We start from the raw sequence: 11,096 nt of genomic DNA, 5'->3' as shown, positions 1-11,096 counted from the left end.
GAATAAATACCCCCCAAGATACATTTCATTCTGGGGTAGCAAAAAAATACATAAAATAATTCCCGAAATTTTACATATTTTCAAAGACGTTGAATTTATAGAGGTCAACTCATTTAGTAACACCTCTAGGTACTACACTAGAAAAACAATTGAAGTTATTAAATTGGGCAATCAATACGATATAAAGATATTTAACTTTGAGGACTTTGACAAACAATTAATAGCATATCTCGAGGTTACTTTACTATTATCTTTTTCCAGAAAGGGGACCAAACTGGCAGACGGGTGGGAAAATACTCTGCGCGGAAAAAGCGGGAAAAAATATACTAGTGATATATACCTTCTAGCACCGTATACCACCTACAGTGTAAACGATCTAAAAGACGTATTATCTCAAAATATTTTCGAGAACCACATTACTTCAATTAATAGATACCTTTCATCTTCATTTGGCATAAAAAATGATTCGTTGAATAATTATCTAACAACAGGTAATTTTTCAAAGAAAAATAGGTTTCTAACCATAGATGATGAAATTATCTTTGAACATGAGAGCAGAGAAAAACAGCTTCCCAAGGGACCGGTTTACGCCGCTAGCATATTGTTGCATAACGCAAAACAGCCCTATGATTTCTTCATTTCAGGGTCTAGATATAAATTTTTAAATGGTGAGTTGGGGTAAATATTTATTCTACAAAACTAGGCTCAATGTGAGGTCAGCACCCCAAAATCAGCCAGCCCACATAGAATAGAAGACAGCACATAGGCTGGAAGGGTTGTGAAATTAGGGAACAATATATGCCTCATACGTGCCTCCTCTTTGAAGCTAGGTACATCCACCCTAACGTGTGGCAGATAGGCATATCAATGTATTAAGCACACCAGAAAGACCCTACCTCTTCTCTCTTCGCCCCGAGATAATCCATAGAAGCAGGAGAGAAAGGGTAGGGTCTTATATCAGTCAGTCGCCGTGGGCGATTAGGCCAAGACTCGTGCTAGTCTCCAGAGCCGACGGACGGCGGGGCTGATTTCCCTGCGTCGGTGAACTCGCTGCGTCTTCGGGATCTCCACCCCATGAGTATGAACATAGCAAGACCCAGGAGCATAATCGCGCCGGACGTCCACACATGGATACGCATGCCCCAGAGCATCTCAGCGGTATCAATGCGCAAGAAAGCCTCAATCATCAGACGTCCGAATCCGTACCAGACGACATAAGCCCAAAAGGTCTGCCCCCGCTGGAAGAAGCCCTTCTTACCCAGGTAAAGCAAGAGCGTTGCGCCAAGAATGTTCCACAGTGACTCGTACAAGAAAGTGGGGTGAAAGAGGGTGCCCACAGGGTACTGGGACGGGAAGTTAGGTGAGCTAGCCGAAATCTCAAGGCCCCAGGGCAGGGTGGTCGGCTTACCAAAAAGTTCCTGGTTAAACCAGTTGCCCCAGCGGCCCATCGCCTGAGCCAGCATAATGCCGGGGGCGGCCGCGTCGGCAAACTTGGCCAAAGAAATACCGTAGCGGTGGCAGGCCAGCCAGGCCCCCAAGCCACCCACTGAGATGGCACCCATAATACCGATACCACCCTCCCAGATTTTAAAAACATCCAGGGGATCAGCCCCAGGACCGAAGTAGGTCCCCGGGTCAGTAATCAGAACATGGTAGGCACGGGCACCCACGATACCCAGAGGGATCGCCCACAGGGCGATATCCCAGACCCGCTCGGGGTCCTCGCCCCAGGCCTGCCACCGGCGGGAGGTCAGCCACAGGCAGAGCATAATGCCGGCCAGAATACAGAGCGCATAATAGTGGATGGTCAGCGGGCCCAGCTCGATAGTTGAAATACTGGGTGATGGAATGGACGCTAGCAAAGTTGAATCGTTCACGCGGCCTTCACCTCACGGCCAGCCAGTTCGCGGGTCAAAGCACCCACAGCGTCAGGGCCCCCCTCGGCGAGAGCTTTGACCAGTGCGGTACCCACAATCACACCATCTGCATAGGCACCGATTTCTTCGACGTGCTCCCGGCGGGAAACCCCCAGACCCACGCAGGCCGCAGGGGCACCAGCCTCGCGCAAGTCTGCCACCAATTGCTCTGCCGCTGTGCTCACCGACGAACGAGCGCCAGTTACACCCATGACCGAAACAGCGTAAACAAACCCGCTGGAAGCCTGAGAAATTATTTTCAGACGTTCAGGTGAAGACGACGGCGCCGCTAAGAAAATACGGTCCAAACCGTACTTTTCTGAGGCCTCAAACCAGTCAGATGCCTCATCGGGGACCAGATCGGGTGTAATCAGGCCCGCGCCACCGGCGGCGGCCAATTCCTGAGCGAACCGGTCGATACCGCGCCGTAGCACGGGGTTCCAGTAAGTCATGACAACCACGACGGCATTGGTTGCCTGGGTAATTTCGCGAACAGCACGCATCAAATCATCGGTTCGGAAGCCCTTGGCAATAGCCTGAGCCGTTGCACGCTGAATCACTGGGCCATCCATGACGGGGTCGGAGTAGGGCAGGCCAAGCTCAATGATGTCGGCGCCGTTCAGACCCATCTCAATAGCTGCTTCAATGGACTCATCAACCGTGGGGAACCCTACCGGCAGGTAGCCAATGACTGCCGTTCTGCCCTCGGCCTTGCAGGCCGCCAAGCGAGCCGCTAGCTTTGAGTCCGGGTTGGGGGCAGGGAACACTCCCTTGCGCACCGAGTAACGGGCCTGGTCAGGATGGTAGATGTAGCTCATTAGGCACCTTTGCTTTCAGTCTGACTGACTTGCTTCTGCTCTGCTGCGGCTTCTTTATTACCCACACTCAGGCTACTGGAAGGGATTGCTTTGCCCAGGCCAAACCAGGCCAGAGCGGTTTCCATGTCCTTGTCTCCTCGACCGGAGAGGCAGACCAGCATAGATTTCTCGGAAGCTGTTGCGGGGTCTTCCTCGGCCCAGGCACGGGCTAGGCGCAGGGCACCGGCCAGGGCGTGCGCCGATTCGATAGCGGGGATAATGCCCTCGGTGCGGCAGAGCAGGCGCAGAGCGTCCATAGCCTCGCTGTCGGTCACGGCCTGGTAATCCACGCGGCCAATATCCGAAAGGTAGGCATGTTCTGGGCCTACGCCGGGATAGTCCAGACCGGCAGAAATTGAATGGGACTCGATGGTCTGCCCGTCCTCATCCTGCATCAGGTAGGTCATAGCTCCGTGGAGCATGCCGGGGCGGCCCAGGTTGATGGTCGCGGCGTGACGGTCAGTATCAAGACCATCACCGCCGGCCTCAAAACCGTAGATCTTAACCTCGGGGTCATCCAGGAAAGCGTGGAAGAGGCCGATAGCGTTTGAGCCACCGCCCACGCAGGCGGCAATACCGGTGGGCAGACCCCCGGTTGCCTCAATAAACTGTTGGCGTGCCTCAGCACCGATGGCATCGTGGAAGTAGCGAACCATAGCCGGGAAGGGGTGGGCGCCGGCGGCTGTTCCCAGCAGGTAGTGGGTGGTATCCACGTTGGAGACCCAATCGCGCAGGGCCTCATTGATAGCGTCCTTGAGGGTGCGTGAGCCGGTTTGAACAGCGATAACTGTGGCACCAAGCAACTGCATACGGGCCACGTTCAGGGCCTGGCGCTCGGTGTCTTCCTCCCCCATATAGACAACACATTCCATGCCGAAAAGGGCTGCAGCTGTTGCCGTGGCTACACCGTGTTGGCCTGCCCCTGTCTCAGCAATCAGGCGGGTCTTGCCCATACGTTTGGCCAGTAGTGCCTGACCAATCACGTTGTTGATCTTATGGCTACCGGTGTGATTGAGGTCTTCACGTTTGAGGAAGAAGCGCACACCGCCGGCCTCAGCCGAGAGGCGGGGAACCTCGGTTAGCAGGGAAGGCCGGTTGGAGTATTCGGCCGAGAGGCGGCGAAACTCAGCCAAAAATTCGGGGTCCTCTTTTGCACGGTCAAAGGTTGCTTCGAGTTCATCGATAGCGGCGATGAGGGATTCGGCCATGTAGCGGCCACCGTAGTGACCAAAGTAGGGGCCCGGAGCGTTCTTGAGGCTCTGGCCGCTGGCGAGGAACTGGTCGGCGAGGGTTTCGGTCACTGTGGTTGTCCTTAGGAAGTGGGTGGTAGAAGCAGGTGGGCGCGGGGCTGGTTACTGGTTAGTATCGAGGTAGTTACGGCGGGCGCTCTCCCCAGCGCCCCGAAAATCACGCAAGGTCTCGGTGGGAGTGCCCGACTTGACGAGTGCCTCACCTACCAGCACAACCTGCGCGCCGTGGGAGGCGTAATCGGCAACATCGGCGGGTGAAGCAACGCCTGACTCGGCAACAATAATTGCATCCTGCGGGAGCAAGGGGGCAAGCTCCCCAAATGTGTCCTTATTGACCTCAAGGGTCTTGAGGTTACGCACGTTAACACCTACGATGCGGGCGCCCACCGCGATAGCCCGCTGAATCTCTTCAGGGGTGTGGGTTTCCACCAGAGCGTTCATGCCCAGTTCGTGGGTCAGGTTCAAGAAGCGTCGGAGGGTTTGATCGTCGAGGGCCGCAACAATCAGCAGGATTAGGTCGGCACCGTGAGCGCGCGCCTCATAAATCTGGTACTCGTCCACCGTAAAGTCTTTGCGCAGAACCGGTATAGAAACCGCCGCACGAACAGCGTCGAGATCAGCAAGGCTGCCCTTGAACCTGCGTTCTTCGGTCAGCACCGAAATCGCGGCGGCTCCCCCGGCCTGATAGGCGGATGCTAACTGGGCAGGGTCTGGAATATCGGATAGCTCCCCCTTGGAGGGGGAAGACCGCTTAACTTCAGCAATTACCTCTACGGTCTGTTGGCTCGCGCCTCGCAAAGCGCTGTAAGCATCCAGGGCAGGAGGCTGTGCGGAGGCTCGTTCTTTGACAGATTCAAGCGGTAGAAGGGCCTGACGTGCCGCCGTATCTTGGCGGACACCGGCAATGATGTCATCGAGTACGGTCATAGGTGCCCCCTGGGGTTGTGTGCGCGGTGCGCTTTGTGGCATGCCCTTCTAGTATCACCCAGATGGACCGCAACATGCCAGGTGGGTTCACCGGGTGAGAAAGGCAAAGGACGCCGCGCAGGTGCGTGACGTCCTTGAAAGAAGTTACTGGTTTGCAGTAGCCATTTAGTGGTTGTACTTGGTGTGCTTACCGCCCTGGCCGTAGCCAGCAGAACGCAAGACAATACCCGCAACAACACCAAGGGCAATCACGGCGACACCCACTGTAAAGATGGGTGTATTAGCCAGGCAGAAGCCCACAGCCCCAATAATAGAACCGAGCATCATAATAATCATCATTGCCCAGGACGCGATGGTGCTGCCGTGGTTGTTATAGGGAAGGTCGGGGACCATCTCGACGGTATGCTGTGCCATGTAAGACTCCTTGATGTGTGTGGGTGTCCACCGGGTATGGGCGGGGCGCACCTATGTTTGGTATCTATCTTAGGAGATAAGGCGGTACTTTTCCGAAATCTTCAGGACTTAGTGTGTCCGGTGTTCCTCTTATGACGGCCAGAGCAGTTGCAGCGCTAGCGATTTGTGGGGTCATCCCCCGCCGTCAGGGAGTCCCAGGTATCAATTTCATCGGGGTTCTCGTCAGAGTGCGTGCTCCCCTGGCCCCTGGTAGAACGATCGTACTTGCGGCCACTCCTCCACTGAGAGCTAGCAGCAAAGGCCCAGATACCGCTCAGGGTGATCAGTAAGCCAGCCGCAAGACCCAGCCAGGGCATAGCAGTGAGCTCATAGCCATTAGCCGCCGCAGTTGTTCCCGTTGCGGCGCTCACCTGAGCCGCCGCCGCTGCCTGCGGGTCTGCCTGGACGCTATAGGCCGCTACCGCAAGACCAAGGCCCGCCCCGGCGATAAGGACCGAAAGTATCTTGCGCAAGCGTCGGCCAGCGATACGGAGCGCCACCGATGCCAGGAGCGCGACCAAGGCTAGGGCACTCACGGTTGAAGCGGCCTCAGCCCCGGAAACATCAATCACGCTCGTATCAATGACCGTGGTAACTTCTGCCCGAATCCAGGTGGACAGTGTGCAAGCAAAGCCTAACCCAGCGGCCAGCATAGATCCGGCCATCACCCGGGACGGCTTAGCCCAAGCGGGCACGGTCTTTGCCCCGCTCTGTATTTGCTCAGACATCTAAGAAATCACCTCGGTGGATAGCGGAGCCAGTCCCGATGCTGTTAGCACAGCGCGCAACGGAGCTGCAGCCTTGTTGACCGTTTCCTGGGCTTCGGAGGCGGGCTCAGAATCCATCACGATCCCGGCCCCGGCCTGGACATAGGCCCGCCCGCTCTTGAGCACAGCGGTGCGAATGGCAATAGCCATGTCCATGTTACCTGCAAAATCAAAGTAGCCACAGACGCCCCCGTACACGCCTCGGGCGCTGATTTCATACTCGTCAAGGAGCTGCATGGCCCGGGGCTTAGGGGCACCGGAGAGGGTACCGGCAGGGAAGGCTACCCGCAGAACATCGTAGGCGTTCATGCCAGGAGCCAGCTGAGCCTGCACTTCTGATGAGATGTGCATGATGTGGCTAAAACGTTCAATTTCCATGAACTGGGTGACCGAAACGCTCCCGGGAACAGCGATGCGTGAGAGGTCATTGCGTGCCAGGTCAATGAGCATGAGGTGCTCGGAGCGTTCTTTCTCGTCGGCCAGGAGTTCTTCTGCCAGAGCCAGGTCTTCTTCACGGCTGGCACCGCGGGGGCGGGAACCGGCAATCGGGTGGGTAGTCGCTAGGCCGTCTTTGAGAGTCACCAACGCCTCAGGCGATGAGCCGACAATCTGGAAGGGTTCCCGGTCTGCGGTGGACTCAAAGTTAAAGAGGTACATATAGGGCGAGGGGTTGGACTGGCGCAGTACCCGGTAAACATCGAGCGCATTTGCCTGATTCTCCACTTCAAAGCGCCGTGAAATCACGATCTGGAAGACGTCTCCATCGATGATGTTCTTCTTGGCTTTTTCGATTGCCTCAAGGAAACCCTGCTCCTGCCAGGTGTGCTTGACGGTGGCAAGGCGGTCTTCAAGCTGGCCGATATCAGACAGGGTTGATACGCTCTCGGAGGCAGGCTGGGCCAGCTTGTCCATCATGGCGTACACCCGGGAGAGGGCATCGGCATAGGCGGCATCAACGTTTTCGTCGGTGCCATTGAAGTTAATAGCGTTGGCAATCAGGGTAACAGTGCCATCGGCGTTATCGTGAACCGCCATGTCTGAAACGATATTGAGGGCAAACTCGGGCAGTTTAAGGTCATCCGCGGGGCCGCCTCTGAGTTTCTCCCAGTGACGAACAACATCCCAGCCCATGTAGCCCACCAGGCCACTGGTGAGCGGGGGCAGATTCTCAAAAGGTTCGGTATGGAGCATCTCAAGGGTCTCACGGATAGCTTGGACGGGGTCGCCCTCGGTGGGCGCACCGCTGGGTGTGAGACCCTGCCAGACAATTTTCCCGTCGTGTGTGGTCAAGGTAGAGCGGCTAGAGGCGCCGATGAAAGAGTAGCGTGACCACTGCTTCTGCTCATTGGCAGATTCCAGTAGGAAAGTACCAGGAGCCGGGGCACCGTCGGCAAGGACCAGCGACCGGTAAATACCGATGGGAGTCATGGCATCAGCTAAAACCTTGACCCGAACCGGAATAACCCGGCGGGTAGTAGCGAGTTGCCTAAACTCTTCAAGGGTGGGTTCAATGATTCCAAGATCCTGCATCTTTACCTCTGACAATACGTGGCGAATGAGAGTAGGGGGCGTTCCCTCAAGGGTCAGGGGAACCGCACAAGGTGCCCTGCGAAAAGGCCTAGTCGGGCCTATTCTACAGGCCGTGTTCCGCTGACGGCGGGGAAAACTCCACCCGCCTCAAAGCAGGTGGGGGTTCCGGTATGGCAGGCAGCTCCTACCTGGTCTACCTGCACCAAAAGTGCGTCACCGTCACAGTCGATGCTGACGCTCTTAACGTACTGGTAGTGGCCACTGGTATCACCTTTACGCCAGTATTCCTGGCGAGAACGTGACCAGAAAGTTACCCGCCCCTCGGTCAGAGTCCGACCTAGGGCTTCATCATTCATCCAGCCCAGCATGAGAACTTCTTTACTGTCGAACTGCTGGATAATTGCGGCAAAGAGCCCATTCTCATCACGCTTGAGTTGAGCGGCAATAGCGGGGTCAAGCGAGGGCTGGGGGGCGGCGGTTTGAAGTGGTGTAGTCACCCAACTATCCTAACCGATAGGCCCCAAGCCGCTTTGCTCTCGCCCTAGGGTTAGGATAGGAAGCATGACGGCACTTTCTCCCTTAGAACTCGTAACTTCTGAACGCCAAGCTCTCTGCTTGGCACTGTCCCAAGCAGGCCCTTTGGCCCCTACCCTCTGTGAGGGTTGGGAAACCAGGCACATGCTGGCCCACCTACTCCTGAGAGAGTCGCAACCACTGGCCGCGGCAGGTGTTGTTGGCGGACCGTTAGCCGCCCGCACTGACCGACTGACCGGGCAACTGGCTGATGATTTGGCCGAACCCGAGCGATACGAGCAGGGGCTGGCGCGTTTTCAGGCTCTGCCGGGGTATTTGGGCATGCGTTCGCGCGCCCCTCAGCTCGACCTGGCCATGAACCTGCTGGAGTACTTTGTGCATACCGAGGACGTACGCCGGGCCGCCGATGCCACCGTGGAACCGCGCACCCTACAGGACGAAGTTCAGCAAAAGCTCTGGGAGGCTCTGCGAAAACGCGCTCGACTCATGGCCGGTAAGAAGTTCCCCCCTGGCCTGGTACTGGATGCACCGGGATACCGGCCCAGCGTCCACACAGTTATTGCTCCGCATCCCGGTCAAAGGGCGCAGATTCTGACCGGCCAACCGGGCGAACTGGTGCTCTACCTCTTTGGCCGGGAAGATGCCTCTCAGGCTACCCTCGCAGGTTAACTTGAGCCAGCCATTTTTTATGGCTGAACTTTCTTTAATCCTTTTCACCCTGTGTTTTAATCTCAGCGGTAGGAGTGGCGCACGTCCACCCCTACCGCTTAATCATGAGAGTAAAGTCTCTACAGTTGATGGCCTAGAGGCCCAGCATCTCTCCCCCGCCCAGGGATCGTCCTTAGCCCTGTCACCCCTTAGCCCTGCCACTCAAGCTCAACCTTATAACCCTCAAGAGAGGTCCCGGTAACCAGGCTCTGCACCTGGGATAAAAGCAGGCTCTTGGCGCGGTCCCGGGCTCGGTCCAGCAGACCGTTTTCAAGAGCTTTGTCCTTGGCTTCTTGCTCTTTGCTAGCCAGTAACCCGGTAATATCCTCCACTTTTAGCTGGTTGAAAGGGTTCATGGACTGATCGTAGACCCTGACGCTGGAGGGGTCTATTTTGGTTTCTAGCAGCCTGACATCTGGGGCTCTCAGAGTGATTGTCTGTGACTCCTGATTCACTGCTACCTCTATAGCCTCAAAGTTGTCGATCCCAGCTTTGACTGAGCCTTCATAGGTGAAGATGACCTTCTTGTGTGCAAAGGGAATATCCAAGCCAAGAACCTTTGCGGGCTCATCAATGACTGCTATATCTGTGAAGTAGTACTTTTCTAGGCTGAGCTCTGCAATTGGTTCAAAGCCCTCCGACAATTCATGGTTGAGGTCATCTTTCTTAGGGAAGATAGCACTCACCGCTAAAACACCCAAGGCTACCAGCACTAGGAATAGGGCCAAGCCCCGTGTTTTCTTTTTCATGTGGGATCTATTCCTCAAAAATCTTCCAGACTAAAGCCCGGTTTATACCTTAGAACTGAGCTCGGGATCCCACCCATTGGCTGCCGGGACAACCTGGGCGGCGGAATTATTGCCCGAGTCCTTAGCCCATAGGGTTGCCACCACTGTCACAGCGAAACAAGTAGCCATATAGAGGGAGGGCAGAACGATACTCCCCTGACCGAGTTCAAAGAGTGCAGCAACGATCATAGGAGTGAAACCTGCAATCACCACACCGTTCAGTTCACGGGCCAAGGCAACGCCAGTAAAGCGGGTTTTGATGGGAAAGAGGTTAACCAGGAAAGCACCCTGGGGGCCCGATGTCGTCGCCAAGACGACACCAAAAGAAATGGAGAGAGCACAGAAAATGAGCAGGAAACTACCCGACGTTAGTGCCGTAAACAGTGGGAAGGCAAAGATTAGTCCTGTGACTGATCCCAGGAGCATGACCTTGCCAGCTCCCAGCTTATCGCCCAGGGCACCACCCACCGGTGATAGCACAACACCAAAAATAGTTGCCAGCATAACCAGCATCAGGGCATCGCTGCGGCTTAGCCCACCGTAGTTAATCATGACGGTAATCGAAACAATCGAAATGATGTAGTTATTGGCATTGTGGCCGGTAACAGCCATAAAGCCGATGAGTACCTGCTTGAAATTGGTGCGCAAGACATCTGCCAAGGGAACTTTGAGGGCCTCTTTCTTCTGCTCCTGCTGAGCCATAGCAGCTCGGTACTCCGGGGATTCCTCCAGCTTGTTACGGATAAAAATTGCCACTGCAAAAAGTACCGCCGAAAGCAGGAAGGGAAGACGCCAACCCCAGCCTCTAAAAGTTTCTTCCGGCAGTCCGCTCACCAGCATAAAAGCTAAAGTGGCCAGCAGGGAGCCAGCTGGTGGCATTGAAAGAACCAGAGAGGTCCAAAAACCTCGGCGCTGTACCGGAGTGTACTCAGCTACCAGCGTCAGCGCCCCCGTTAGTTCTGCGCCAGCACCCAGCCCTTGCAAGAGACGCAAAATAACCAGTAGAACCACTGCCCAGACACCGAGGTGCTCAGCTGTCGGTAAAAGGCCAATACCCACCGTAGAAATACCCATGATGATAATGGTCAGGAGCATGGCAGGTTTACGGCCCCGCCTATCCCCCAACCAGGCAATCAAGAGACCACCCAGAGGGCGGGCCACAAAGCCCACAGCAAAGGTGGCAAAGGCGGCGATGGTCGAGCCTGATTCCATCTGCCCAAAAAAGAGCGGACCGATGACCAAACTGGCTGCAGCTCCGTATAGAGCATAGTCATACCATTCAACCAAGGAGCCCAGCATAGAAGCCAGCAGTGCTCTGCGGGTATTAGGGTTCAAGTCTGCTTTGAGGGTAGCAAGAGTGCTCATT

12 protein-coding genes are annotated in these 11,096 nt (G+C 55.7%); 2 read left to right on the top strand and 10 right to left on the bottom strand.

The window, feature by feature from the left end; genetic code table 11:
* Positions 1-682: hypothetical protein (locus tag ACN08V_RS02020; RefSeq protein WP_419104342.1), on the top strand; the 682-nt coding region annotated here is incomplete at its 5' end.
* A gap of 313 nt (positions 683-995) precedes the next feature.
* Here ACN08V_RS02020 and lgt read toward each other — a convergent pair.
* The 8 genes from lgt to hisI all read right to left on the bottom strand — a co-directional run bounded on the left by lgt (position 996) and on the right by hisI (position 8,197).
* Positions 996-1,877: a prolipoprotein diacylglyceryl transferase gene (gene lgt / locus ACN08V_RS02015; RefSeq protein WP_419104341.1), complete on the bottom strand. Its 882-nt coding sequence runs from the start codon at positions 1,875-1,877 to the stop codon at positions 996-998.
* Entirely contained in the window at positions 1,874-2,734 is an 861-nt protein-coding gene (gene trpA / locus ACN08V_RS02010) for a tryptophan synthase subunit alpha (RefSeq protein WP_419104340.1), read from the bottom strand. The genes lgt and trpA overlap by 4 nt, the downstream gene beginning before the upstream one ends.
* Complete coding sequence (gene trpB / locus ACN08V_RS02005) at positions 2,734-4,074, bottom strand: tryptophan synthase subunit beta (protein WP_419104339.1); 1,341 nt, start codon at positions 4,072-4,074, stop codon at positions 2,734-2,736. The genes trpA and trpB overlap by 1 nt, the downstream gene beginning before the upstream one ends.
* 51 nt (positions 4,075-4,125) lie before the next feature.
* Positions 4,126-4,950 (bottom strand): indole-3-glycerol phosphate synthase TrpC, encoded by an 825-nt coding sequence (trpC, locus tag ACN08V_RS02000; protein WP_419104338.1) that lies wholly within the window; start codon positions 4,948-4,950, stop codon positions 4,126-4,128.
* 165 nt (positions 4,951-5,115) lie between these two features.
* Positions 5,116-5,364, bottom strand: a complete 249-nt coding sequence (locus ACN08V_RS01995; RefSeq protein ID WP_419104337.1) for an HGxxPAAW family protein — start codon at positions 5,362-5,364, stop codon at positions 5,116-5,118.
* A gap of 155 nt (positions 5,365-5,519) precedes the next feature.
* Complete coding sequence (locus tag ACN08V_RS01990; RefSeq protein WP_419104336.1) at positions 5,520-6,131, bottom strand: Trp biosynthesis-associated membrane protein; 612 nt, start codon at positions 6,129-6,131, stop codon at positions 5,520-5,522.
* Positions 6,132-7,700 (bottom strand): anthranilate synthase component I, encoded by a 1,569-nt coding sequence (locus tag ACN08V_RS01985; protein ID WP_419104335.1) that lies wholly within the window; start codon positions 7,698-7,700, stop codon positions 6,132-6,134. It lies immediately after the preceding gene.
* Between the two features lie 98 nt (positions 7,701-7,798).
* Positions 7,799-8,197, bottom strand: coding sequence for a phosphoribosyl-AMP cyclohydrolase (gene hisI, locus ACN08V_RS01980; RefSeq protein ID WP_419104334.1), 399 nt, complete (start codon positions 8,195-8,197; stop codon positions 7,799-7,801).
* Between the two features lie 64 nt (positions 8,198-8,261).
* Between hisI and ACN08V_RS01975 the strand changes: the two genes are divergently transcribed.
* Positions 8,262-8,903, top strand: coding sequence for a TIGR03085 family metal-binding protein (locus ACN08V_RS01975; RefSeq protein ID WP_419100461.1), 642 nt, complete (start codon positions 8,262-8,264; stop codon positions 8,901-8,903).
* 188 nt (positions 8,904-9,091) lie between these two features.
* Here ACN08V_RS01975 and ACN08V_RS01970 read toward each other — a convergent pair whose 3' ends face one another.
* On the bottom strand, positions 9,092-9,691 hold the full coding sequence (locus ACN08V_RS01970; protein ID WP_419104333.1) for a DUF4230 domain-containing protein: 600 nt from the start codon (positions 9,689-9,691) through the stop codon (positions 9,092-9,094).
* 42 nt (positions 9,692-9,733) lie between these two features.
* Positions 9,734-11,095: an MFS transporter gene (locus ACN08V_RS01965; RefSeq protein ID WP_419104332.1), complete on the bottom strand. Its 1,362-nt coding sequence runs from the start codon at positions 11,093-11,095 to the stop codon at positions 9,734-9,736.
* Position 11,096 lies beyond the last annotated feature (1 nt).

Origin of the sequence: Rothia sp. P5766 (assembly GCF_048513555.1) — a bacterium.
GTDB lineage: Bacteria > Actinomycetota > Actinomycetes > Actinomycetales > Micrococcaceae > Rothia.
This window is presented reverse-complemented; position numbering and strand designations above follow the sequence as displayed.

What these genes read in the sequence shown, in the direction of transcription:
- trpA (WP_419104340.1), bottom strand. Translation starts at nt 2,734, where the DNA reads ATGAGCTACATCTACCATCCTGACCAGGCCCGTTACTCGGTGCGCAAG.
- trpC (WP_419104338.1), bottom strand. Translation starts at nt 4,950, where the DNA reads ATGACCGTACTCGATGACATCATTGCCGGTGTCCGCCAAGATACGGCG.
- ACN08V_RS01995 (WP_419104337.1), bottom strand. Translation starts at nt 5,364, where the DNA reads ATGGCACAGCATACCGTCGAGATGGTCCCCGACCTTCCCTATAACAAC.
- ACN08V_RS01990 (WP_419104336.1), bottom strand. Translation starts at nt 6,131, where the DNA reads ATGTCTGAGCAAATACAGAGCGGGGCAAAGACCGTGCCCGCTTGGGCT.
- ACN08V_RS01985 (WP_419104335.1), bottom strand. Translation starts at nt 7,700, where the DNA reads ATGCAGGATCTTGGAATCATTGAACCCACCCTTGAAGAGTTTAGGCAA.
- ACN08V_RS01975 (WP_419100461.1), top strand. Translation starts at nt 8,262, where the DNA reads ATGACGGCACTTTCTCCCTTAGAACTCGTAACTTCTGAACGCCAAGCT.
- ACN08V_RS01970 (WP_419104333.1), bottom strand. Translation starts at nt 9,691, where the DNA reads ATGAAAAAGAAAACACGGGGCTTGGCCCTATTCCTAGTGCTGGTAGCC.
- ACN08V_RS01965 (WP_419104332.1), bottom strand. Translation starts at nt 11,095, where the DNA reads ATGAGCACTCTTGCTACCCTCAAAGCAGACTTGAACCCTAATACCCGC.